24 protein-coding genes are annotated in these 22,157 nt (G+C 72.5%); 16 read left to right on the forward strand and 8 right to left on the reverse strand.

The window, feature by feature from the left end; all coding sequences use genetic code 11:
• Positions 1-19 precede the first annotated feature (19 nt).
• Together ACFY8W_RS13960 and ACFY8W_RS13965 are read left to right on the forward strand one after the other, a co-directional pair.
• The gene (locus ACFY8W_RS13960) at positions 20-649 is read left to right on the forward strand and encodes a hypothetical protein (RefSeq protein WP_391104376.1); all 630 of its coding nucleotides are present in this window, start codon (positions 20-22) and stop codon (positions 647-649) included.
• Positions 650-838: 189 nt separating this feature from the next.
• Positions 839-1,360, forward strand: coding sequence for a hypothetical protein (locus ACFY8W_RS13965; RefSeq protein ID WP_391104379.1), 522 nt, complete (start codon positions 839-841; stop codon positions 1,358-1,360).
• Between the two features lie 164 nt (positions 1,361-1,524).
• On the opposite strand, the gene ACFY8W_RS13970 is transcribed toward ACFY8W_RS13965, so the two are convergent.
• A complete protein-coding gene (locus tag ACFY8W_RS13970; protein WP_391104382.1) occupies positions 1,525-2,151 on the reverse strand; it encodes a TetR family transcriptional regulator in 627 nt (208 codons plus the stop codon).
• A 274-nt stretch (positions 2,152-2,425) separates the two neighbouring features.
• On the opposite strand from ACFY8W_RS13970, the gene ACFY8W_RS13975 reads away from it, so the two are divergent.
• The 4 genes from ACFY8W_RS13975 to ACFY8W_RS13990 all read left to right on the forward strand — a co-directional run bounded on the left by ACFY8W_RS13975 (position 2,426) and on the right by ACFY8W_RS13990 (position 6,663).
• A complete protein-coding gene (locus tag ACFY8W_RS13975) occupies positions 2,426-3,751 on the forward strand; it encodes a glycosyltransferase (protein ID WP_391104385.1) in 1,326 nt (441 codons plus the stop codon).
• Positions 3,752-3,812: 61 nt separating this feature from the next.
• Complete coding sequence (locus ACFY8W_RS13980; protein ID WP_391104388.1) at positions 3,813-4,637, forward strand: methyltransferase domain-containing protein; 825 nt, start codon at positions 3,813-3,815, stop codon at positions 4,635-4,637.
• A gap of 14 nt (positions 4,638-4,651) precedes the next feature.
• Positions 4,652-5,710, forward strand: a complete 1,059-nt coding sequence (locus ACFY8W_RS13985) for a prenyltransferase (protein ID WP_391105522.1) — start codon at positions 4,652-4,654, stop codon at positions 5,708-5,710.
• Positions 5,711-5,808: 98 nt separating this feature from the next.
• On the forward strand, positions 5,809-6,663 hold the full coding sequence (locus tag ACFY8W_RS13990; RefSeq protein ID WP_391104390.1) for a DUF2690 domain-containing protein: 855 nt from the start codon (positions 5,809-5,811) through the stop codon (positions 6,661-6,663).
• Between the two features lie 121 nt (positions 6,664-6,784).
• On the opposite strand, the gene ACFY8W_RS13995 is transcribed toward ACFY8W_RS13990, so the two are convergent.
• Positions 6,785-7,615 carry a helix-turn-helix domain-containing protein gene (locus ACFY8W_RS13995; protein WP_391104393.1) on the reverse strand — a complete coding sequence of 277 codons (831 nt, stop codon included), beginning with the start codon at positions 7,613-7,615 and terminating at the stop codon, positions 6,785-6,787.
• A 256-nt stretch (positions 7,616-7,871) separates the two neighbouring features.
• On the opposite strand from ACFY8W_RS13995, the gene ACFY8W_RS14000 reads away from it, so the two are divergent.
• The gene (locus tag ACFY8W_RS14000; RefSeq protein ID WP_391104395.1) at positions 7,872-8,432 is read left to right on the forward strand and encodes a hypothetical protein; all 561 of its coding nucleotides are present in this window, start codon (positions 7,872-7,874) and stop codon (positions 8,430-8,432) included.
• A 16-nt stretch (positions 8,433-8,448) separates the two neighbouring features.
• Here the strand turns inward: ACFY8W_RS14000 and ACFY8W_RS14005 are convergent, their stop codons facing one another.
• From ACFY8W_RS14005 to ACFY8W_RS14015, 3 genes are all read right to left on the reverse strand, one after another.
• Positions 8,449-9,459 (reverse strand): LLM class F420-dependent oxidoreductase, encoded by a 1,011-nt coding sequence (locus ACFY8W_RS14005; protein WP_391104397.1) that lies wholly within the window; start codon positions 9,457-9,459, stop codon positions 8,449-8,451.
• A gap of 119 nt (positions 9,460-9,578) precedes the next feature.
• Positions 9,579-10,442: a hypothetical protein gene (locus ACFY8W_RS14010; RefSeq protein ID WP_391104400.1), complete on the reverse strand. Its 864-nt coding sequence runs from the start codon at positions 10,440-10,442 to the stop codon at positions 9,579-9,581.
• A gap of 103 nt (positions 10,443-10,545) precedes the next feature.
• Positions 10,546-11,424 carry an N-acetylmuramoyl-L-alanine amidase gene (locus ACFY8W_RS14015; protein WP_391104402.1) on the reverse strand — a complete coding sequence of 293 codons (879 nt, stop codon included), beginning with the start codon at positions 11,422-11,424 and terminating at the stop codon, positions 10,546-10,548.
• 258 nt (positions 11,425-11,682) lie between these two features.
• On the opposite strand from ACFY8W_RS14015, the gene ACFY8W_RS14020 reads away from it, so the two are divergent.
• Both ACFY8W_RS14020 and ACFY8W_RS14025 read left to right on the forward strand, forming a co-directional pair.
• The gene (locus ACFY8W_RS14020; protein ID WP_391104405.1) at positions 11,683-13,488 is read left to right on the forward strand and encodes a hypothetical protein; all 1,806 of its coding nucleotides are present in this window, start codon (positions 11,683-11,685) and stop codon (positions 13,486-13,488) included.
• Between the two features lie 159 nt (positions 13,489-13,647).
• Entirely contained in the window at positions 13,648-14,250 is a 603-nt protein-coding gene (locus tag ACFY8W_RS14025; protein ID WP_391104408.1) for an RICIN domain-containing protein, read from the forward strand.
• A 30-nt stretch (positions 14,251-14,280) separates the two neighbouring features.
• Here ACFY8W_RS14025 and ACFY8W_RS14030 read toward each other — a convergent pair whose 3' ends face one another.
• On the reverse strand, positions 14,281-14,814 hold the full coding sequence (locus tag ACFY8W_RS14030) for a helix-turn-helix transcriptional regulator (protein WP_391104411.1): 534 nt from the start codon (positions 14,812-14,814) through the stop codon (positions 14,281-14,283).
• A gap of 121 nt (positions 14,815-14,935) precedes the next feature.
• Between ACFY8W_RS14030 and ACFY8W_RS14035 the strand changes: the two genes are divergently transcribed.
• Positions 14,936-15,862, forward strand: a complete 927-nt coding sequence (locus ACFY8W_RS14035) for an alpha/beta fold hydrolase (RefSeq protein WP_391104414.1) — start codon at positions 14,936-14,938, stop codon at positions 15,860-15,862.
• Here ACFY8W_RS14035 and ACFY8W_RS14040 read toward each other — a convergent pair.
• Positions 15,859-16,497 (reverse strand): class I SAM-dependent methyltransferase, encoded by a 639-nt coding sequence (locus ACFY8W_RS14040; RefSeq protein WP_391104417.1) that lies wholly within the window; start codon positions 16,495-16,497, stop codon positions 15,859-15,861. The two genes, ACFY8W_RS14035 and ACFY8W_RS14040, sit on opposite strands and share 4 nt — an antisense overlap.
• Before the next feature lie 137 nt (positions 16,498-16,634).
• On the opposite strand from ACFY8W_RS14040, the gene ACFY8W_RS14045 reads away from it, so the two are divergent.
• Entirely contained in the window at positions 16,635-17,678 is a 1,044-nt protein-coding gene (locus ACFY8W_RS14045) for a hypothetical protein (protein ID WP_391104419.1), read from the forward strand.
• Complete coding sequence (locus ACFY8W_RS14050) at positions 17,675-18,940, forward strand: hypothetical protein (RefSeq protein WP_391104422.1); 1,266 nt, start codon at positions 17,675-17,677, stop codon at positions 18,938-18,940. Before ACFY8W_RS14045 ends, ACFY8W_RS14050 begins: the two co-directional genes overlap by 4 nt.
• Here ACFY8W_RS14050 and ACFY8W_RS14055 read toward each other — a convergent pair.
• Complete coding sequence (locus ACFY8W_RS14055) at positions 18,826-19,254, reverse strand: ATP-binding protein (protein WP_391104425.1); 429 nt, start codon at positions 19,252-19,254, stop codon at positions 18,826-18,828. The genes ACFY8W_RS14050 and ACFY8W_RS14055 overlap by 115 nt on opposite strands.
• A 190-nt stretch (positions 19,255-19,444) precedes the next feature.
• Between ACFY8W_RS14055 and ACFY8W_RS14060 the strand changes: the two genes are divergently transcribed.
• The 4 genes from ACFY8W_RS14060 to ACFY8W_RS14075 all read left to right on the forward strand — a co-directional run bounded on the left by ACFY8W_RS14060 (position 19,445) and on the right by ACFY8W_RS14075 (position 21,990).
• Positions 19,445-20,281 carry a Scr1 family TA system antitoxin-like transcriptional regulator gene (locus ACFY8W_RS14060; RefSeq protein ID WP_391104428.1) on the forward strand — a complete coding sequence of 279 codons (837 nt, stop codon included), beginning with the start codon at positions 19,445-19,447 and terminating at the stop codon, positions 20,279-20,281.
• Positions 20,256-20,522, forward strand: a complete 267-nt coding sequence (locus tag ACFY8W_RS14065; protein WP_391104431.1) for a DUF397 domain-containing protein — start codon at positions 20,256-20,258, stop codon at positions 20,520-20,522. The genes ACFY8W_RS14060 and ACFY8W_RS14065 overlap by 26 nt, the downstream gene beginning before the upstream one ends.
• Before the next feature lie 5 nt (positions 20,523-20,527).
• Positions 20,528-20,953, forward strand: coding sequence for a hypothetical protein (locus ACFY8W_RS14070; RefSeq protein ID WP_391104434.1), 426 nt, complete (start codon positions 20,528-20,530; stop codon positions 20,951-20,953).
• A 98-nt stretch (positions 20,954-21,051) separates the two neighbouring features.
• Positions 21,052-21,990, forward strand: a complete 939-nt coding sequence (locus ACFY8W_RS14075; RefSeq protein WP_391104437.1) for an alpha/beta hydrolase fold domain-containing protein — start codon at positions 21,052-21,054, stop codon at positions 21,988-21,990.
• Positions 21,991-22,157 lie beyond the last annotated feature (167 nt).

A 22,157-nucleotide genomic window follows, 5' to 3' on the forward strand; every position in this document is an offset into this window, starting at 1 on the left:
GAGGGGATCGAATGTGGAAGTGGACGCGGACGTGAAGGCGATGGCGAGGAGATCGGGGCCGCTGCGTGCCACCGCGGCCGCCGCGGCCGCCGCCGTGGCCGTCGTGCTGGGCGCCGGGGGCTGCGCCGAGAACGGTGCCCACGCCGGTGCCGGCGGCCCCGCCGCGGCGGGGAGCACCACCGGGAGCACTACGGCACGGCCCGAGGACTCCGGGCCGTTCACGAGGGAGCGGGTGCGGGCGGAGCTCGACGCCTCGGCCGCCGAAGCCGGGGCTCCGCCCACGGACCCGGACTGGGCCGAGACGGAGAAGGAACCCGCTGCCCCCGGCTCGCTGGGCAGCTGCACGGTCATGTACAAGGCGTACGGAACGGACCGCGAGCGGCTCGACATCCCTCGATACGACGCGGTGGCCGGCGAGCTCCGCGACCGCGACTGGAAGCAGGCCGGCCGGCGGAAGGAGCGCAAGGCCAAGGACGGGACGGTCTTCGTGGTCCAGCAGGTGTTCAAGAAGCGCGGCTGGACCCTGGTGTCGGAGTTCCGTGGCTGGCCCCAGACCGGGACGCTGAGCCTGGCGGCCTTCGACGAAGCCTGCCTCAAGCGGTCGGGTATCGATCCGGACACGGGCATCCGGCAGTACTGGCGCGACTGATCGCCGTGCCCGGGTGCCCGCCGGACCCCGCTACGCCCCGTTCTCGGTCGGGAGACGGTGGTTCCCATATGCAAAACTACTGCCTTGATCACGAGGGCAAGAGGCCTTCGTGCGCACGGATTTGGGAGTGTTGTGCGCAAGGCGATGGGGGTACCCCCTGTTCGAGCGAAGTCGAGAACTTGGGGGAGGGTGGCCGCGGCCGCCGGTGTGGTGCTGCTGATCGCGGGCTGCGGGAGCAACGGCGGCTCGGACAAGGGCGGTTCGGCCAACGGCGGTTCCTCCTCGGCCGGTTCGACGACGGGCGGCTCGGAGGCCGGTGGCGGCGAGGCCCTGACGGCCGACGCCGTGAGGACCGAGATCGAGACCGCGGCGACCGGTGCGGGCTTCGTGCAGGACGCCACCGGCGAGCAGATTCCGCCCGGCCTGGAGAAGTGCATGGTCTCCTGGACCGCCGACGCCAAGAAGGCCGCCGACCCCAAGAAGTCCTACACGGACACGGTCGCGGCTCTCGGCAAGGGCGACTGGAAGCCCGGCCAGAACATCTCCCAGGGCGGCTCGACGATCCAGACGATGACCAAGGGCAGCTGGCAGCTGAAGGCCAGCGACCACAGCATGGGCCCGGTGAAGATGGTGATGTTCATCGCCAGCGACAGCACGCCCGTGTGCGAGGCGCTGTTCAAGGCCGACCTGGAGAAGAACAAGCAGTCCTGACGACGGACTTCAGGCGCCACCGACGTCTCGTCGGCGTCACTCGCGTCGCGGGCATCCCGCCGGCCGTCACTCGCGTCGCAGGCGCCACCGACCCGGCCGGCGCCACGAACCGGCCGGCCACCGACGCCACCGACATCTCGCCGACGTCACCGACGCCACCGACGTCACCCGCGTCCGGACCCCTTCGCGGGTCCGGGCGCGGTCAGGTCGATCAGCCGGCACACCGTCTCGATGTCGATCTTCACCTGTGCGATCGAGGCCCGTCCCGACAGCCAGGTGATCAGCGCCGAGTGCCAGGTGTGCTCGATCACCCGCACCGCCGACAGCTGCTCCGGCGTCGGGTGCTCCGTCCCCATCGCGTCCAGGATGATCGCGGTCGTCAGCCGCGACACCGTGTCGACCTCGGGGCTCACGCTCCGGTCGGCGAAGGTCAGCGCCCGCACCATCGCGTCCGCGAGCTGCGGTTCGCGCTGCAGCGCGCGGAAGGCCCGCATCAGGGTCTCCGCCACCCGCTCGGCCGGGTCCTCGCCCGCGGGCGGGCGCTTGCGGAGCGTGGTGTGCATGTGCTGGAGCTGGTCCTGCATCGTGGCGACCAGGAGATGGATCTTGGACGGGAAGTAGCGGTAGAGCGTGCCGAGCGCCACTCCGGCCGCCTCGGCGACCTCCCGCATCTGTACGGCGTCGAAACCGCCGCGTCCGGCCAGCTGCGCACTGGCGTGCAGGATGCGCCGACGGCGTGCCTCCTGGCGCTCTGTCAGGGGCGGCGACGCAGGTCTGTCTTCCGCGTTCATGGGGTCCCGTTCCGTGCGGTGCCGTGCGGTGGCGGAGCGACAGTATGGACGGGTGACGGCCGTGGCGCGAATCACCTGTTCCGGATCTCCCGACGGAGCTACCTGCCGGTAGATTCTGTGCTCCTCGAAGGATCAAGAAGATCGGTCGAGCAGATCGGTCAAGCAGATCAAGAAGATCATGAGCGATCAAGTCTCGCGATCAAGTCTGTAACTTGTTCTAGATTAGCGCGGGCGGTTACGCTCCCGCGAAAAGCACGCTCGAAGGGGGTCGCAGTTGACCGCGGAGGCCATAGAGGCAAGCCCCCGACAGGGAGCCGGCCCGGGCGGTGACCGTCCGTTGCGGATCGCTCTCCTCACGTACAAGGGGAACCCGTTCTGCGGCGGCCAGGGCGTCTACGTCCGCCACCTCTCGCGCGAGCTCGCCCGCCTCGGCCACAGCGTCGAGGTCATCGGCTCCCAGCCGTACCCCACCCTCGACGAGGGCGTCCCGCTCACCGAGATCGCCAGCCTCGACCTCTACCGCCAGCCCGACCCCTTCCGCACGCCCGGGCGTGACGAGTACCGGGACTGGATCGACGGCCTCGAGGTCGCCACCATGTGGACCGGCGGCTTCCCCGAGCCGCTCACCTTCTCGCTGCGCGCCCGGCGCATGCTCGCCGCCCGCCGCGGCGACTTCGACGTCGTCCACGACAACCAGACCCTCGGTTACGGACTCCTCGGCGGCCCGCGCGCGATCGGCGCCCCGCTGGTGACCACGATCCACCACCCCATCACCGTCGACCGGCAGCTCGAACTCGACGCCGCCGCCGACTGGAAGCGCCGCGCCTCCGTCCGCCGCTGGTACGCCTTCACCCGCATGCAGAAGCGGGTCGCCCGCCGGCTGCCGTCCGTCCTCACCGTCTCCGGCACCTCCCGCCAGGAGATCGTCGAGCACCTCGGCGTCCGCGAGGACCGGATCGAGGTCGTCCACATCGGTGCCGACACCGACCTGTGGTCCCCGGACCCGTCCGTCGCCGAGGTGCCCGGCCGGATCGTCACCACCTCCAGCGCCGACGTGCCGCTCAAGGGCCTGGTCTTCCTGATCGAGGCCCTCGCCAAGCTCCGTACCGAGCACCCCGACGCCCACCTCGTCGTCGTCGGCAAGCGCGCCGAGGACGGGCCGGTCGCCCAGGCCATCGAGCGGTACGGGCTCGACGGCGCCGTCCGGTTCGTCAAGGGCGTCAGCGACGCCGAGCTCGTCGACCTCTACCGCTCCGCCCAGGTCGCCTGCGTCCCCTCCCTCTACGAGGGCTTCTCGCTGCCCGCCGCCGAAGGCATGGCCACCGGCACCCCGCTGGTCGCCACCACCGGCGGCGCCATCCCGGAGGTCGCCGGACCCGACGGCGAGACCTGCCTGGCCGTCCCCACGGGCGACGCGGGAGCGCTCGCCGCCGCGCTCGGGCGGATGCTCGGCGACGCGGAGCTGCGGGCCCGCCTCGGCCGGGCCGGCCGCGACCGGGTCCTCGCCAACTTCACCTGGGCCCGCGCCGCCCAGGGCACCGCCGACCTCTACCGCGAGGCCCTCGCCCGCCAGGGCCGCGCCGCGGCACCCCGCCACTGAGCCACCGACACCGCGGCCACCTCACCTCCGCGACCCGCGACGCCACTGAAAGGCAGACTCCGTGCTGACCGTCGACTTCACCCGCTTCCCGCTCGCCCCCGGCGACCGCGTGCTCGACCTGGGCTGCGGCGGGGGCCGGCACGCCTTCGAGTGCTACCGGCGCGGCGCCCAGGTCGTCGCACTCGACCAGAACGGCGAGGAGATCCGCGAGGTCGCCAAGTGGTTCGCCGCGATGAAGGAGGCCGGTGAGGCCCCGGCCGGCGCCAGCGCCACCGCCATGGAGGGCGACGCGCTCAACCTGCCCTTCCCCGACGAGTCCTTCGACGTCGTCATCATCTCCGAGGTCATGGAGCACATCCCGGACGACAAGGGCGTGCTCGCCGAGATGGTCCGGGTCCTCAAGCCCGGCGGCCGGATCGCCGTCACCGTCCCGCGCTACGGCCCGGAGAAGATCTGTTGGGCGCTCTCCGACGAGTACCACGAGGTCGAGGGCGGCCACATCCGCATCTACAAGGCCGACGAACTGCTCGCCAAGATGCGCGGCGCCGGCCTCAGGCCGTACGGCACCCACCACGCCCACGCCCTGCACGCGCCGTACTGGTGGCTCAAGTGCGCCTTCGGCGTCGACAACGACAAGGCGCTGCCGGTCCGCGCGTACCACAAGCTCCTGGTCTGGGACATCATGAAGAAGCCCGCCGTGACCCGGGTCGCCGAGCAGCTGCTCAACCCGGTCGTCGGCAAGAGCTTCGTGGCCTACGCGACCAAGCCCCACCTGCCGAAGGCCGACGCCGCCGGGACCGCGAAGGCCGACGCCGACGCCGCCGGGACCGCGAAGGCCGACGCCGACGCCGCCGGGACCGAGCCCGCGAAGGCCGACGCCAAGTGACCCTTCCCGAGCGGATGGCGGAGCACCTCGTCCTGCCCGGGGTCCTCACCGCCGAACAGGCCGCCGCGACCGTCGCCGGCATCCTCGCCGTCCAGCGCGAGGACGGCGCCATCCCGTGGTTCCGCGGCCACCACCTGGACCCGTGGGACCACACCGAGGCCGCCATGGCCCTGGACACCGCCGGCGAGCACGAGGCCGCGCGCCGCGCCTACGAGTGGCTGGCCCGGCACCAGAACGCCGACGGCTCCTGGTACGCGGCCTACCACGACGGCGACCCCGAGGACGTCACCGACCGCGGCCTGGAGTCCAACTTCGTCGCCTACATAGCCGTCGGCGTCTGGCACCACTACCTGTCGACCGGCGACGACGCCTTCCTCGACCGGATGTGGCCCGTCGTCTACGCGGCCGTCGAGTTCGTCCTCGGGCTCCAGCGGCCCGGCGGCGAGATCGGCTGGAAGCGCGAGGCCGACGGCACGCCCGTGACCGACGCCCTGCTCACCGGCAGCTCCTCCATCCACCAGGCGTTGCGCTGCGCCCTCGCCATCGCCGAGGAGCGCGAGGAGCCGCAGCCGGACTGGGAGCTGGCGGCCGGTGCGCTCGGCCACGCGATCCGCAGCCACCCCGAGCGCTTCCTCGACAAGTCCCGCTACTCGATGGACTGGTACTACCCGGTCCTCGGCGGCGCGGTCACCGGCGACGCGGCGAAGGCCCGGATCGACGCGAAGTGGGACGACTTCGTCGTGCCGGGCCTCGGTGTGCGCTGCGTGCTGCCCAACCCGTGGGTGACCGGCGGCGAGAGCTGCGAGCTCGCCCTCACCCTGTGGGCGATGGGCGAGTCGGACCGGGCCCTGGACATCCTCACCTCCATCGGCCACCTGCGGGCCGCGAACGGCAACTACTGGACGGGTTACGTCTTCGAGGGCAACCAGGCCGTCTGGCCGGAGGAGCAGACCACCTGGACCGCCGGTTCGCTGCTGCTCGCGGTGGCGGCGCTCGGGGGCGACGAGGCGACGGTCGCGGTCTTCGGCGGCGAGCGTCTGCCGCGCGGTCTGGAGCCCGACTGCTGCGGCTGATTCGTGCCTGGTGCACGTAAAACCGGCTGGTCAGCCCGCTCTAGGATGTGCACGTCCATGACTGGCATGGACATGCATAACAGGGAGAATCGGTCAAGATGGACCGTGCGGGGTCGGTCAAGGACCTTGCGGGCGAACTGCTCGCGCTGAAGAAGGCGTCAGGAGCGAGCTTCGCCCAGCTCAGCGAGAAGACCCACTACGCCAAGTCGTCCTGGGAGCGGTGGGTCAACGGGAAACAGTTCCCGCCGCGCGACGCGGTCGAGAGCCTCGCGAAGCTCTGTGAGACGGATCCGGCCCCCCTCCTCTCCCTCTGGGACGAGGAGGACGCCCGGCGCACGGCGCCCGAGGCGGAGGCACCGGCAGCGCAGGAGCCGGAAGCACCGGAGCCGGACGCCACGGACGCGCACGCCACGGAGACCGCGGCGCCCGGGAAGCCCCGCTCGCGGCGCACCCTCTGGGGCTCGCTCGCCCTCGCCGTCCTCCTGGTGGCGGGCGCGGCCACGTACGCCGCCGTCGCCCTCTCCCGCGCCGACGAGCCGTCCGCGCCGCCGCCCCCGAAGCCCAAGGCGAAGGTGGGCGTCCCGGCGACCGGCTGCACGCTGACCGCGTGCGAGGGCCGGGACCCCAAGAAGATGAACTGCGGCGCCGACGCGGTCACCGTACGCACGGGCTCCATCCCCAAGGACCTCGTCATCGAGCTCCGTTACAGCCACGCCTGTCAGGCCGCCTGGGGCCGGATCTCCTTCGCACAGGTCGGCGACACCGTCGTCGTCAACAACTCCGACGGCGCCGCCCAGGCCGACGTCGTCCACTACGACCGCGACGTCTACACCCCGCTGATCGCGGCCCCGGACGACGGCCAGGTCTGGGCCTGCGCGTCCGTGAAGAAGAACCCCAAGCCCACCTGCACCGGCCCCTTCGTCCCGAGCCAGGAGAAGGCGCACCAGCCGTAGGGAGCGGGGCCGGGGCCCGGCACACCCCCGTGTCGCCGGGCCCCGGGACCGCGCGCAGACAGGCTGACATCCGCCGCGCGGCCTCGTATTGGACGAAATCGCGGTGCGTGCGGCGGCCCGTTCAGCCGGCCAGCCACGCACTCGCCCCACCGCTCGCCGCCAGGAAGCGCCCCGGCGGCAGGCCCGTCATCGACGTGAACTCCCGGCTGAGGTGCGCCTGGTCGTAGAAGCCGCACCGCACGGCCGTGTCGGCCGACCCGGTGCCCTGCGTGAGCTCCCGGATCGCCCGGTTCAGGCGCAGGATCCGGGCCAGCCGCTTCGGCGTGATGCCGATCTGCTCGCGGAAGCGGGCCTCCAGGTGCCGCAGGCTCCAGCCGGTGACGGCGGCGACCTCGCGGATCGGCAGGCTGCCGGCGGACCGCTCCAGCACGTGCCAGGCCTCCAGGACGGGCGAGGACGGTCCTGCGGTGTCCCCGGCCGTCCACCGCAGCAGCGTCTCGTCGAGGAGCGCGAAGCGCTCGGGCCAGGTGGCGGCGGCCGCCAGGCGCTCGGCCAGGTCCCGGGCGCGGGGGCCCAGGACCTCGGCCGGGTCGGCCAGGGTGTCGGCGAGCTCGGCGAGCGAGGCGGTGCCGAAGAGCCGGTGGGCCGCCCACGGCACCAGGGTCAGCTCCACGCCGTGCACGTCACCGTCGTGTCCCAGCACCCGGGAACGGGTGTGCAGCCCCGACACCAGCGAGGTGTGCCGCCCGGCGGCCCCCCGGACCCGCATCCCGCCGCCGAAGCCGATGAGCAGCGACACCCGCCCGCTCGGCACCACGAGCCGCTCCTGCCGCACGCCCGCCGTCGAGCGGAACCCCCGGTACGTGCCGACGCCCGGCCGCAGCCGGGCGTCGGGCCTCCCGTAGAACCACCGACACCGGCCGCCACTGGTGCACACACGGCCTCTGACCATCCCGCTCCGAACCTCCCGCCCCCGGATCCGTACCGGGCCGGTGATCCACTCTCCGACGGGCCGCGGTCCCGGGCCAGAGGCGCCGCCGTCCCAGGGACGCCGAGGGACGTCCCGCGCCCCTGACCTGCGGAAATGCGAGCGGGGCTGCTAGGGATCAGGGACGGCCGAACCCGTACGGCCGCCCTCCGCTGGCGTGCTTCCGGTCCCGCGGCGAGGCTGGCGCCACGGTTCCCCGGGGCCCCAGGGAGGTCTCTTCGTGCCCAGCTTCATACGCGCGCGCCGCGCCGTCGTCGCGCTCTTCCTGTCCGGCACGCTCCTCGCGACCACCGCCGCGTGCGGCGGCGACAGCGCGCAGAGCATGACGACGAGCGCGGACGGCACGCCGACGGCCTCGGCGAGCTTCGAGCAGCAGAAGCTGGCCAAGACCCGGTTCGTCGCCAACGCCGGGCTGGCGGCGGGCGCCACCTACCAGTGGATCGTCAAGCCGTACCGCGAGGGCAAGTTCAAGAAGGGCGCGGACGGGCGGACCTTCGCCCTGGTGAAGGCGGGCCTCGCCGGCGCCTTCACCTACAACCGCCTCAAGGCGGCCGTGAACAACGCCAAGGGCGATCCACTGCTCTCCAAGGCGGTGGCGCCGCTGCCCGCGGGCATCGAGTCCCTGAAGGACCTCGGTACGAAGCTCCGCAGGGGCGAGGCGACCGCCGGCGACGTCGGCGCCTTCGAAGGCATCATCAACAGCGTCAAGGACGCGGGGAAGAGCGCGGGCGCCGAGGTCGTCGACAAGGTGCCGAGCACGGCGCAGCTGGGCGGCGGCTGATCCCTTCCGGCGGGCCTCAGAGGCCCAGTTCGGCGAGCGTCCGCAGCGTGGCGGGGTCCGGTGCCGTGACCAGGAGGTCGGTCACCGGGCCCTTCCGCCATGCCGCGAGGCGTTCGGCGATCCGCTCCCGTGGTCCGACGAGGGAGATCTCGTCGGCGAAGGCGTCCGGCACCGCGAGCACCGCCTCCTCGCGCCGCCCGGCGGCGAAGAGCTCCTGGATGTGCCGGGCCTCGGCCTCGTAGCCCATGCGTGCCATCAGGTCGGCGTGGAAGTTGCGGGCCGCGTGCCCCATGCCGCCGATGTAGAAGCCGAGCATCGCCTTGACGGGCAGCAGCCCCTGGGTGACGTCGTCGCACACCTGGGCGCGGACCATCGGCGCGACCAGGAAGCCCTCCGGCAGGACGTCGGGGAGGGCGTAGACCTCGGCCCAGCGGCTCGGCGACCAGTAGAGCGGCAGCCAGCCGTCGGCGATGCGGAGGGTCTGCGCGATGTTCTTGGGGCCCTCGGCGCCGAGGAGGACGGGCAGGTCGGCGCGGAGGGGATGGGTGATGGCCTTGAGCGGCTTGCCGAGGCCGGTGCCGTCGGCGCCGGTGTACGGGTGCGGGTGGTACCGCCCGTCGAGCGCGACGGGCGCCTCGCGGCGCAGCACCTGCCGCACCACGTCCACGTACTCGCGGGTCGCGGTGAGCGGCGAGCGCGGGAACGGCCGCCCGTACCAGCCCTCCACGACCTGCGGCCCGGACAGTCCGAGCCCGAGCGTCATCCGCCCGCCGGAGAGGTGGTCGAGGGTGAGCGCGTGCATCGCGGTGGCGGTCGGCGTGCGCGCGGCCATCTGCGCGACGGCGGTGCCGAGCCGGATCCGCGAGGTGTGGGCGGCGATCCAGGTGAGCGCGGTGAAGGCGTCGGAGCCCCAGGCCTCGGCGGTCCACACCGAGTCGTAGCCGAGCCGCTCGGCCTCGCGGGCGAGTTCGACGTGGGCGGGGGAGGGGCCGCGGCCCCAATAGCCGAGGGCGAGTCCGAGTCGCATGCCGCGCAGCCTTTCTGACGATGTGTCAGTTACGACGGTTTCGGACTGTACGGCAACGGCCCCCCGCCCGGAAGGGATCCGGGCGGGGGGCCGTCGGGGAAGAGCGCGCGTCCCGCGGGTCAGCCGCGCTGGATGCCGGTGGTGTCCTGGAGGACACCTCGGCGGCCGTCCTGCGTCTGCGCGACCAGCGCCTGGCCGCGCTGCTCGACCGCCAGGTACCAGGTGCCCGGCGCCAGCTCGGCGATCGGCGCGGCCGAGCCGTCCTCCGCGTACAGCGGACGGGCGGCCGGGACCGCGAACCAGAACGCGGTGAAGTCGCCGGCCGGAGCCGCCGCGGCCTGCGGCTGCTGGTGCTGCTGGGCGGCGTCCTGCGGACCCGGGCCCGGCTGCGGCTGGTGCGCCTGCGGCTGCGCGCCGTAGGGCTGGCCGCCGAGCGACGGGTCGGGCTGGGCGCCGTACGGCTGCTGCTGGGCGCCCGGGTAGCCGTAGCCGCCGGGCACGCCGCCCTGGCCGGGCTGCATGCCGTACGGCGGCTGCGGGGCCTGCGGCTTCGGCGCGCCGAGCAGCGGGCCCTGGAGGGCCGGGACCAGCGGGCCGGCGACCGCGGCGGCGGCCAGCACCAGCGCGGCGATGACGCCGAGGATCAGACCGGCGCCGGCGTTGGAGGACTCGAAGACCCACATCAGCATCGTCCAGGCGGAGGCGATGGTGAACGCGACGCCCACCTGGCCCAGCTCGAGACCGGCCACCTTGCGCGGCTGCGGCAGCGCGCGGGAGACGATCACGAGCGCGGCACCGGCGATGCCCAGGAAGAAGGAGCCCCAGCCGAGCGGCGACATCTCCCAGGAGAACGCCGACTCGACCTGGTCGCAGATGTTGTCCGGCGCGTCACAGCCGGCGACGTCGAGGAACGAGGCGATGAACAGCACCACCGCTGCACCGATCAACACGCCATCGCCTCGGGTGAGGGAGCGGATATTCACGTAAGAAGTCCTTCGTCGGTTCGTCTCGTCGGGTGGCGCGGAAGCACGGGGGGCGCCCCATCGTACGGAGCGAATCTATCGGTTGCCCGATCGCCCTCCGGTCCTACCCCTTCAGGTAGGCGCCGATGCCGTTCGCGATCCCCTGCGCCGCCTTCTGGCGCCACGCGGCGTCGGTCAGCAGCGCGGCGTCCTTCGGGTCACGCATATTGCCGCATTCGAGGAAGACCTTGGGAACGGTCGAGAGATTGAGGCCCCCGAGATCGTCACGGACGTCCAACCCGGTACCGGATCCGATGTAGTTGGAAGGCGCGGAGCCGGTGGCGCGGGCGAAGTGCGAGACGAGCTTCTCGCCGAGGGTACGGGACGGGCCCACGATCTTCGCGGTGTCGGCGGAACCGCCGCTCACCCGTGCGGGCAGGATCACATGGAAGCCCCGGTTGCCGGTGGCCGACCCGTCCGCGTGCACGGACACGACGGCATCGGCCTTCGCGGCGTTGCCGATCCGGGCGCGCTCGTCGATGCAGGGCCCGAAGGGGCGCTCGGCGTCGTGGACGAGGACCACCTCGGCGCCCTGCTTCTTGAGGAGATCGCGAAGACGGTGTGAAACATCGAGGGTGAAGGCCGCCTCGGTGTAGCCGGCGTTCGTGGAGGTGCCGGTGGTGTCGCACTCCTTACGAGTGGAGCCGATATCCACCTTCTGATTGATTTCCGAGGAATGCCGGAAGTTTCCCGGATTGTGGCCGGGGTCGATGACGACGGTCCGCCCGGCGAGCGGAAGCGCGGGGGCGGTGGCCGGGGTGGTGGCCGGAGAGGCACCCGAGGAGGCGGCCGAAGAGGCGGACGACGTGGTGGCGCCCTTGGCGTCGGCGGTACGGGACGACTGGGGCGCGGCCGACCCGGCGGGCCCGCCGCAGGCGGTCAGGGCGAGCGGCAGGGCCAGGGGCAGGGCGAGCGCGAGGAGCTTCCGGTGGTCGTACGGCACCCCGCGACTGTAGGCGGTCCGGAGCCGGAATGCCCGCACCGGAACCGTACGGGCATCACGTGTGTGAGGGGTGGGTGAAGGGTAAGTGGGGAAAACCACGACGACCACAAGGGGGGACCTGTGGCGGGGGACGAACACGACCACGGCACCACCGGAAGAAACCCATCACCTTGGGAGTGGACGGGCGGTCAGGCGCCTCAGCCGCCGCAGCAGCAACCACCCCAGACGCCGCAGCAGCAGTCGCCCCAGGCGCCGCACGTGCCGCAGCAGCCCCAGGCGCCCCAGGCACCCGAGGTGCCCCAGCAGCAGCCGCACGTGCCGCAGCAGCCCCAGGCGCCGCAGCCGTCGCAGCCAACCCAGGCATCGCAGTCGCCTCAGGTGCCGCAGCAGCCCCAAGCGCCGCAGCCGCCTCAGGCGCCCGAGGCGCCCCAGCTTCCGCCTCCGCCGCCCGCGCACGCGCCGGTGTACGACGCGGTGCCGCCGCCCGGCACGCAGGCGGCGGCGTTCGGGCCCGCGCCCGGACCCGCGCCCGGACCCGCGTTCGGGGCCGTGCCTCCCGCGGCGCCCCCGCCTCCGCCCCAGCCCTGGCCCAACGCGGTGGCCGCGGGCCTCCTGAACCTGTCCTGCCTTGGCCTCGGTTACGTGCTGCTCCGCCAGTGGATCGGCGCGGTCGTCTGCTGGGCGGCCACCGTCGCGCTGCTCGTGACGGCCCTGCCCGCCGACCCCGACGGCATTCCGGCCGGAGTGCTCGTCGCGTACGGCGTCTTCCTGGTCCTGGCCGCCCTGGACGCGGCCCGCCGCGCCCGCCGCACCCCGCTCGCCTCCTGGGCCTCGGCCCGCCAGGGCCTCGTCGTGCCGCTCGCGCTCGTGCTGTTCGCGGTGCCCGTGGGCGGCGGCCTCGCGTACGGCGCGGCCCGCGACGAGGCGAAGGAGCAGCTGCTCCTGGAGCAGCTCGCCGCCGCCGACAAGCAGGTGAAGGACGGCGAGGGGCAGGCGTTCACCAGCGCGGAGGCCGGTTACCGCTCGGCCCTCGACACCTACCAGCGGATCGGCACGAAGCACTCCGGGTCCCGGGCCGGCAAGCTCGTCCCCGACCGCCTCCAGACCTACTACGCGTCGGTGGCGGCCGCGTACGGCAAGAAGGACTACTGCAAGGCCGTCCCGGCCCTCAAGCACCTGCGCGACCTGCCGCGGACCGTCGACCGCGCCCTGCTCGGCACCATCGTCGGCCGGGCCGACGAGCCGCTGGCGGAGTCGTGGTTCGAGTGCGGCACCGGCACGGCCGGCAACGCCGGGCAGGAGACCAGCTCGGCCGAGCACCTCAACGCCCTGCTCACGACCTTCCCGCAGTCGCCCTTCGCGCAGAAGGTCGAGCCGACCCTCCGCGAGGCCCTGCGCGCCCGTGACAAGTCCGTCGGCGTCGCGCCCTGCGCCACCGCCGAGGACCTGCGCCGCTTCGACACGACGGTCGACGCGCTGCCGGGCGCGGCCTTCGCCTCGCTCGGCAAGGACGTGGGCAGGTCGATCCAGCGCGGTGACTTCGCGTGCGGCATCGACCAGTTCAAGAAGAAGGAGTACAGCGAGGCCATCTCGACGATGAACGACTACGCCAAGGCCTACCCGGACAGCCCGCAGACCGCCCAGGCCCGCAACGTCGCCATCGCGGCCGAGATCGCCGAGGAGACGCCGGCCGCGGGCAACAAGGTCCCCTCGGGCGCCACGTCGGACGGCTCCGGCATGGTCATGGTCGTCAGCAACGACGGCCCCGGCGAGGTCGAACTCCTCTACACCGGGCCGGTCACCGGTCGCATCACCCTCCCGGCCTGCGGCGGCTGCAAGGCGTACCCGGGGATCCTGCCGGTGGGCGGCAAGGTCAAGGCCTGCTCGGGCCCGTCGTCGAAGTACCCGAAGCGGACGCTGACCCTCCCGCCGGGCAACTACCAGATGCTCCAGAAGCGCGACAGCACACGCACGTCGGCGGAGGTGAAGAAGGGCAGCACGGCGAAGATCGAGTCGGGCTACACCTACACCAACTGCCTCTACGTGACCTCGCTGTTCGGCTGACAAGTTGACCGTGCAACGGGTCCGGTGCCCCGCGTTTGCGCGGGGCACCGGACCCGCTGATAGTGGTAAAGGCGCCGTCGTCCCCTCCCTCCTCGAACGCGCGACCTCGAAGGCACGAACTCGAACGCGCGACCAAGATTGCAAGAGAGGAGCGGTCCCATGCGTCCACGCAAGGAAACGCGCTCCCGTCGTCTTCTGACGACGTCGACGATCCTCCTGGCCGGAAGCACCCTGCTCCTGCCGGTACCCGCGGTGGCCCGCCCCGCGGCGAACACCGCCGACTCCTCCCTCTCCTCCTCCGAGGCCCGGATCTCCGGCGGCACCTTCCAGTTCAGGAACCTCCAGACCGGCAAGTGCATGACCTTCAGCGGCGGCACACTCGCCCAGAACAACCTCGAGCTGCTCCAGTTCGACTGCGACACCGACCCGTCGCGCCGATGGCGGATCACCAACTGGAACGGCGATTCCTACCAGTTGGTGAATGCCAAGAGCGGCAAGTGCGCCACGGTCGCAGGCGGTCGGTCGACCGAGAACAACGTTCCTCTCGTCCAGTTCACCTGCGACTCCGACCCTTCGCGCCGCTGGCGCCTGGCGGACTGGGGCGGCACGTCCTACAAGCTGGTGAACGTCCAGACGGGCAAGTGCGCCACGGTGGCCGGTGGCCGGTCGACCGAGAACAACGTGCGGATGGTCCAGTTCACCTGCGACTCCGACAACTCCCGCCGCTGGGTGATCCGCTTGGGCGGCACCCCGAACGGCTGACGGCCGGGGCGTGTCCGGAGGAGACGCGCCCTAGGACCGCGCGGCCTCCAGATCGGCGACCGTGGCCCGCAGCCAGGCGAGCTCCGCCTCGCTGGTGGCCCGGGCCACGGTCAGCACGCCGCGCCGGAAGGGATCGTCCAACTCCTCCGCCCGCAACGGCCGTTCGCCGTCGTAGAAGAAGCTCGCGGGCTCGTCGAGGAAGGCCAGCCGGCGCCGCAGGACGGTGGCCTGTGCGGCCGGGTCGTCCAGGTGGCGCAGGAACGCCAGCAGCGTGAACCAGCGGTTCTCGTCCGTGATGTCGGTGCCCTCGGCCTCGGTGAGCCGGCGACGCAGCTCCCGCCCGCCGTCCGCGGTGAGGCTGAGGACGTGCCGCGGCGCGGCGGCGGGGCCCTGCCGGGTCTCGCGCGCCAGGAGCCCGGCCTTCTCCAGGCGCTTGATCGCCGGGTACAGCGTGGACTCGCCGACCGGGCGCACGTGACCGGTGAGCGCGGTGATGCGCTTGCGCAGCTCGTAGCCGTGCAGCGGGGCTTCGTGGAGGAATCCGAGGATCGACAGTTCCAGCATGGGCCCATTCTCCCGCATCACCGTTGTACCTCGGTGGCGTAGTACTGCGTCAGCGAGGTATGGTCCCGTCGTCGCCACGCCGGTGGCAGACCGAGGTGGACACGGAAACGGGGGGCGGACGGTGCGTGAGGCACGATTCGACGCGCGGGGCAGCATGATCAGGTGGACCGAGGCGCAGGGCGAGGAGAGCCGGCGGGAGGCGGTCCCGGGCAGGTCGGAGACGGGCGAGGCGGTCCCGGGCGGGCCGGTGACGGCCGAGGCGGTCCCGGGCAGGTCGGAGACGGGCGAGGCGGTCCCGGGCGGGCCGGTGACGGCCGAGGCGGGACCCGGCGAGAGGCCGGCGACGGTCTTCGTGCACGGCCTCGGCGCCGCCTCGACCGTCTACCACGCGCACATCGCGGCCCGCCCGGAACTCGCGGGGCGCAGGATCCTCTTCGTGGACCTGCCCGGGCACGGCATCAGCGACCGGCCCGCCGACTTCGGCTACAGCCTGGAGGACCACGCGGACGCGCTGGCCGCCGCGCTCGACGAGGCGGGGGTGCGCGGCGGAGTGATCGCGGGACACAGCATGGGCGGCGCGGTCGCCATCGTCCTCGCCCACCGCAGGCCCGACCTCGTGTCCCGCCTGGTCGTCACCGAAGGCAACCTCGACCCGTTCCCCCCGCCCAAGGCGGGCAGCAGCGGCATCGCCTCGTACACGGAGGAGGAGTTCGTCAGGGGCGACGGCTTCGCCCGCGTCCTGGAGCGCGTCGGCCCCGCCTGGGCGGCCACCATGCGCCTGGCGGACCCGCTCGCGCTCCACCGCACGGCGGCCCATCTGGTGCTGGGCACCGAACCCGTGATGCGGGAGATGTTCCGGGAGTCCCGCGTCGAGCGGGTCTACCTCCAGGGCGAACTCAGCGGCGAACTCCCCGGTGCCGACGGCCTCAGGGCCGCCGGCGTGGCCGTGGTGACCGTCCCCGGCGCCGGGCACAACGTCATGTTCGACAACCCCGACGCCTTCACGCGCGCGGTGGCGGGCACGGGGGCGGCGGGCGCCCCGGTCTAGGAGCGGCGGCGCAGGACGCGGAGGGAGTCGGTGACCGAGATCTCCTCGAAGTCGCCGGACTCCAGCGCACGGAGGTAGATGCGGTACGGGGCCTGCCCGCCGTCCTCCGGGTTCGGGAAGACGTCGTGGATGACGAGGACGCCGCCCGGCGCGACCTTCGGGGCCCAGCCCTCGTAGTCGTTCGTGGCGTGCTCGTCCGTGTGACCGCCGTCGACGAACACGAAGCCCAGCTGCCCGGCCCACACCCGGGCGACCTGCGGGGAACGGCCGACGACCGCGATCACGTGCTCCTCGAGTCCGGCCTTCCGCAGGGTCCGGCGGAACGTCGGCAGCGTGTCCATCACGCCGACCTCCGGGTCGACCACGGTCGGGTCGTGGTACTCCCACCCCGGCTGCTGCTCCTCGCTGCCCCGGTGGTGGTCCACGGTCACCGCCACCGTGCCCGCCCGCCGCGCCACGTCCGCGAGCAGGATCGTCGAGCGTCCGCAGTACGTACCGACCTCCAGGAGCGGCAGGCCCAGCTTCGCCGCCTCGGCGGCGGCCTCGTACAGGGCCAGCCCCTCCTTGACGGGCATGAAGCCCTTGGCCGCCTCGAAGGCGGCGAGAATCTCGGGGCTGGGCTCCGTGGCGGCCATGGACCACTCCTACTGGTGGGTACGACGTGTGGGCGCCCATCGTGCCCCATGGCCCGCCCGGCGTCCCACCCGGAGCCCCTGGAGCCGTAGCATCGGTGCGTTTGCTTCGATGTGGACGCTTCGCAGGGGGGAACGGCGTGGACGACGAGAGGCGGAAACGGCGGCGAGGAGTGCTCGTCACCGTGATCGCGGGCGCGATGATCTTCTCGGGCGTGGGCATCGGACTGTGGGCCACGGACACCGGGCCGTTCCGGGACGACTACTGCTGGGGCGCCTGGCAGGAGAACAGCGGCGCGGACTTCCTGGGCGGGGAGGTGCTCGCCGAGGCCGGTTCCGAGCGGTGGGCCACCGAGTCCGCACCGCCCGCCGCCGGCCGGCCGTACGCCACCTGCACGGTGGAAGTGGTCGCGCCCGACGACGGGGACGGCGGCGGAGACGACGAGAGCACGGTCACGCTGGAGTACGGGGCCGTCCCCGCCGGAGCCGAGGAACGCCGCCGCTGGATCTCCGAGTACCTCCACGGCTCCGCGTCCCCGCTGCCCGACGGCCTCCCGGGGCTCGTCGCGGGCGACCGGGGCATGCTCGTCCTGCCCGCCGCGTGCGGCGCGGACGGCGCGGACGGCAGGCCGGTGACGGTGACGGTCCGGAGCGAGGGCTTGACCATGGGACCGCGGTCGGCCGTCGGTCGCCTGCTCGTCGACGCCGCCAACCTGCTGATGGAGAAGGCGGGTTGCGCGCCGGAGGAAGCGATGCGCCTCACCTCCCCGATGGTGAGGGTCGCGGAGCGGAGCTCCCCCGCTGATACGCCCTTGTGCCGGATACCGGGCGTGACCTTCACGTACGACAGGAGCGCCCACTACGAGCAGCAGGTGGGCACGGTCGGGGACCGGCTCCAGACCTGCTCGGCGTGGTTCAGCGCCCGCCGGCTTCCCGACGAGCCCGCCGCCCAGTTCGTGATGGCCGGCGAGCCGCGCCTGGCGGCGCTCTTCGCGGGCCTGCCCGAGGGCGCCGACAAGGGGCTGGTGCGCGCCACGTGCGACGGGCGGGAGACGGTCTTCTACGGAGACGTGCGGCCCGGCCTGCAGGGACACGGACAGCCGGACGACAAGCGGGTGTTCCGGAACTTCGTCACGTCCGTGAGCAAGCGCATCGGATGCGCGACCGGGGGAGAGGCACGATGACTGAGAACGAGAACGAGAACGAGAACGAGAACGCGAACGAGAACGCGAACGAGAACGCGAACGAGAACGAGAACGCGAACGCGAACGAGACGGCGAAGGAGACGGCGAACAAGACGGCGCAGACCGACGCCACGGGCGAGACTCCCGCCGCCGCCCCGTCCTCCCGCCTGCGGCGTCTGCTGCGGAGCCGTACCGCCCGTACCGCGACCGTCGCCGCCGTCGTCGGCGCCCTGCTCGGCGCCGGGACCGTCGCCTGGCGCACCGACACGCTGCCGCTGGTGAGCGGCCACGCTCCCTGCTGGGACTCCTTCGACGAGGAAACGATGAAGGCCCTGTTCGGCGACCGCGAGACCAAGGTCGAGGAGCAGGCCCTGGAGAGCGACCACCGCGACGTCCGGGGCATGAACTACGGCGAGTGCCGTGTCACCAGCTACAAGGACGACATGCTCAGGCGCCGGCTGAACGTCGCCGTCCACCGCCTCGACGGCCTCTACGGCACTGACGCGCACCGCTGGCCCGGGGAGTTCCTCACGTCCAGGATGGTCCCGCTCGGCGAGGGCCTGCCCGGCATGACCTCGGCCGAACGGGCCTGGCTGGCCCTGCCGGAGAGCTGCACCGGCGCGGTGGGGGAGAACGAGGCGGCGACCGTGGTCGACGTCTCGATCGGGGCGGCGCTCGAGGTCGAGTGGGAGTACGAGGACGAGGACCGCGCCGCCCTCACCCGCGCGGTCGTCGCCGCCGCCAACGGCGTCATGCGCGACTTCGGCTGCTCCGGCGCCTACCGCACCCCCGACCGCCTGCCCGCCCTCCCCAAGCGCGGCCCCGTCTCGGCCACCTCCTTCTGCGGGCTCAAGGGGCTGAAGACGCCGACCGGCACCCGCGAGGCACTGACGTGGTCCAGGTCGAGCGGCGACGGCGGCCCGGCGCGCGTGTGCGAGGCGGGTTACCGGAGTCTGGGGCCCACGATGCGGCTGACGACGGTGGTCGACCGCGGGCTGACCGAGGTGTTCGGGAAGGACGTGCTCCGCGGCGGAACGGGAGTCAAGGGCACCAAGGGGTACGGAAGGGTGAACGCGACCCGGGCGGTGTACCAGGCGGAGTGCCAGACCGGGCGCGTGCTGTTCATGGTGGAGCAGGACCGCCCCCTCTACGACGACGCGACCCGGCTCACGCGCGAGCTGCTGCCCGCGTACGTGGCGGCCGAGGCGGAACGCATCGGCTGCGGCCCGGAGAAGGTGGAGGCGGACTCCTCGCACGGCTGACCCGGCACCGCCTGGGCGTCGCACTCGAACCACACCGTCTTCCCGAGGGCCGTCTCCGTGCACCCCCACCGGTCCGTCACCGCCTCCACGAGGACGAGCCCTCGCCCCGCCTCCGCAAGCGGATCCGCCGCCTTGGCGATCACCGGACCCGGAACCGCGTCCGAGACCTCCACGCGCAGCCCGAACGGCTCCCGGAGGATGAGGACGGTGCAGCGGCGGCCGGGCACGTGCCGGACGACGTTGGCGACGAGCTCGGTCAGCGCGAGGGCGGCGGAATCGGCCAGGCGGTCGAGCCGCCAACGCGTGAGGAACATGCGGAGGATGCGACGCATGTGACCGGCGGAGTGCTCACCGACGGTGAAGCCCATCCGGTAGCTGTCGGTAACTTCCGCAGGGCAGAGGTCTGTTGCGTGATTCACGTCACCAGAATGGAGCGCTCCCGTTACGCTCGGCTACGGACTGGAAGCAACGCACGCACGCGTCAGCTTGGGGGGTGACCTCGCCGTGGCCAACATCCGCAACCTCGATCCCAGCGCCTCGCCGCTGGACTACTACGGCTCCGAATTACGCCGGTTGAGGGAGGAGGCAAAACTCAACCAGGACCAGTTGGGTGCGATTCTCTTCTGCACGGGCTCGCTGGTGGGCCAGATCGAGACGGCGCGGAAGGTCCCGACGCGGGAGTTCTCGGAACGGGTCGACGCGGCGCTGCTGACGGGAGGGCTGTTCTCGCGGCTGGTGGGGCTGGTGCTGAAGAGCCAGCTGCCGAACTGGTTCCAGCCGTACGCCGAGATGGAAGCGAAGGCGACGTACATCTCGACCTTCCAGGCTCAGGTCATCTATGGCCTGCTCCAGACGCCGGAGTACGCCCGCGAAATCCTGGGCGCTCGGAACGAGGGAGTGGACCTCGACGCCAAGGTGGCGGCCCGCATGGAACGCCAGCGCATCTTGGACCGGGACACGCCGCCCTTGATCTGGGTGGTGATGAGCGAGGCAGTACTGCACCAGGAGGTGGGTGGGCGCGAGATCATGCGAGCCCAACTGGCCCACCTGTTGCGTATGCAGGAGCGAGAGTGGGTGAAGATCCAGATCTTGCCGTTCACCTCGGGCGCTCACGCGGGCATGCCAGGTTCGTTCACTCTGCTGCGCTTCGAGGACAACCCAGACCTCGTCTACACCGAGGACTTCGTCCGAGGACATATGACGGCCGATCCGGCCGCTTTCCGGGAGGGCTCGCTCCGTTACGATCACATTCAGGCTGCCAGCCTCTCCGTGGAGGACTCAGCCCGACTGATCGCCCGGGTGATGGAGGAACGTTATGGGGACCAACACGCGATGGCGTAAGTCGTCGTACAGCAGCGACACCGGCGGCGAGTGCATCGAATGCGCGCCCCTCGGCTCCGCCGCCTGGCGTAAGTCATCCTTCAGCGGCCCCAATGGCGGCGACTGCATCGAAGTCGCCGACCTCGCCGCCCACATCGCCGTCCGCGACTCCAAGAACCCCGCAGGCCCCGTTTTCCTCGCCTCCCCGGCGGCCTTCACGGCCTTCGTGAGCGCCGCCGCCGAGGGCCGCCTCGGGCGCTGACGGTCGTGGCGGCGCTCTTCGGGATGGTGGTCCTCGTCGTGGCCCTCGCGGCCTGGGCGGGGGCCACGGTCGTCGGGTGGTTACGGGGCCGTGGAGCCGACCGGCCGGGACGAGGGTCCTGGAGCCGGCCCTCGCCCGCCAGGGTGGCCGTCGCCGTCGCCGTGCTGGCCTTCCTCGCGGGAGGGGCCGTCCACGTGTACGGCCTTTCGTACCTGCCGTTCCTCTTCCCCGAGGACGCGTGCTGGTTCAACGCGGGGGCGAAGGTCACACCCGACTCCTCCGGCGCCCTGCCCGTCAGCCTCGTCTGCAACGGCGAGGAGATCGTCCCGGCCTGGGTCAACCCCTCGCTGCTCGTCCTCGGCGCCACGGGGATCGCGGCGACGGGTACGGCCGTCGTCCACGCGGTGCGCGCGCGGTGGGCGGGCCGATGAGTGGCACGAAGTACGGACCGACGAGCGGGCTGACGAACGGTCCGACGACCGGACGGACGAATGGGCCGACGAACGGGCCGACGCCGTTCGATCCCGAAGTGGCCGCCGCCATCGCCGCCTTGGGCGCGGACCGGCGTGAGCCGGTCACCCCGGAGAACCTGGCCGAGCGGCGGGCGCGGGACGCCGCCGCGCGCCCGCGGCCGACGGCCGAGGAGCTGCGGGCGGACGGCCGCTTCCAGGTGGAGGAGCTGCGGGCGGGGGACGTGACGCTGGTGAGCGCGCGGCCGGCCGGGCGCGGCGGGCCGCTGCCACTGCTCTACTACCTGCACGGCGGCGCGATGGTCATGGGCAACGCGTGGTCGGTGCTGCCGACGGTGCTGCGCGAATGGGCGGAGCCGCTGGGCATGGCCGTCCTCTCGGTCGAGTACCGCCTGGCGCCGGAGGCGCCGTACCCGGCCGCGCTGGAGGACGCGTACGAGGGGCTGGTCTGGGCGGCGGGGCACGCCTCCGAACTGGACGTGGACCCGGGCCGCATCGTCATCGGCGGCAAGAGCGCGGGCGGCGGGCTCGCCGCGGCGCTCGCCCTGCTCGCGAGGGACCGCGGCGGCCCGGCCGTGCTCGGCCAGCTGTTCCTCTCCCCGATGCTGGACGACAGCCTGGAGACGTACTCGGCGCGCCAGATGTCGGGCGTGGACGTCTGGGACCTGACGTCACACGCGACGGTCTGGCGGGCGTATCTGGGTGATCTCCATGGGTCCGCCGAGCTGCCGCCGTACGCGGCTCCGGCTCGCGCCACGGACCTGTCGGGGCTGCCTCCGGCGTATGTGGAGGTCGGCTCGGCGGAGATGTTCCGCGACGAGGGCGTGGCGTACGCGAACCTCATCTGGCAGTCCGGCGGCCAGGCCGAACTCCACGTCGTCCCGGGCGCCTGCCACGGCTTCGACGGCCTGGCCCGCCATGCCGCCCTCACCACCGACGCCCGAGCCACCCGCACCCGCTGGCTCCGCCGGCTGCTCGCGCTGAGCGCTGTTCCCTAGTGACGCGCCTCGATGCCGTCCGGCGATGAAGCGCTTGGGATGAAGACCTCCTTGTCAACGAGCAGCACCCGCCATACGCCGCACTAGCCTCGATCGTCCGTGATGAACCGTCGGTTCTTCCGACAGGCCGTATCTGCGGGTTGGAGCGAGTGGTGGCAGGCTGGTAG

The sequence above is a fragment of the Streptomyces sp. NPDC012637 genome (assembly GCF_042954805.1).
Lineage (GTDB): Bacteria > Actinomycetota > Actinomycetes > Streptomycetales > Streptomycetaceae > Streptomyces.

Excerpts from the sequence above, each read along its gene's own strand:
- ACFY8W_RS13970 (WP_391104382.1), bottom strand. The coding sequence starts at position 2,151 with ATGAACGCGGAAGACAGACCTGCGTCGCCGCCCCTGACAGAGCGCCAG.
- ACFY8W_RS13985 (WP_391105522.1), top strand. The coding sequence starts at position 4,652 with ATGGCGGAGCACCTCGTCCTGCCCGGGGTCCTCACCGCCGAACAGGCC.
- ACFY8W_RS13990 (WP_391104390.1), top strand. The coding sequence starts at position 5,809 with ATGGACCGTGCGGGGTCGGTCAAGGACCTTGCGGGCGAACTGCTCGCG.
- ACFY8W_RS13995 (WP_391104393.1), bottom strand. The coding sequence starts at position 7,615 with ATGGTCAGAGGCCGTGTGTGCACCAGTGGCGGCCGGTGTCGGTGGTTC.
- ACFY8W_RS14005 (WP_391104397.1), bottom strand. The coding sequence starts at position 9,459 with ATGCGACTCGGACTCGCCCTCGGCTATTGGGGCCGCGGCCCCTCCCCC.
- ACFY8W_RS14025 (WP_391104408.1), top strand. The coding sequence starts at position 13,648 with ATGCGTCCACGCAAGGAAACGCGCTCCCGTCGTCTTCTGACGACGTCG.
- ACFY8W_RS14030 (WP_391104411.1), bottom strand. The coding sequence starts at position 14,814 with ATGCTGGAACTGTCGATCCTCGGATTCCTCCACGAAGCCCCGCTGCAC.
- ACFY8W_RS14040 (WP_391104417.1), bottom strand. The coding sequence starts at position 16,497 with ATGGCCGCCACGGAGCCCAGCCCCGAGATTCTCGCCGCCTTCGAGGCG.
- ACFY8W_RS14050 (WP_391104422.1), top strand. The coding sequence starts at position 17,675 with ATGACTGAGAACGAGAACGAGAACGAGAACGAGAACGCGAACGAGAAC.
- ACFY8W_RS14055 (WP_391104425.1), bottom strand. The coding sequence starts at position 19,254 with ATGTTCCTCACGCGTTGGCGGCTCGACCGCCTGGCCGATTCCGCCGCC.
- ACFY8W_RS14065 (WP_391104431.1), top strand. The coding sequence starts at position 20,256 with ATGGGGACCAACACGCGATGGCGTAAGTCGTCGTACAGCAGCGACACC.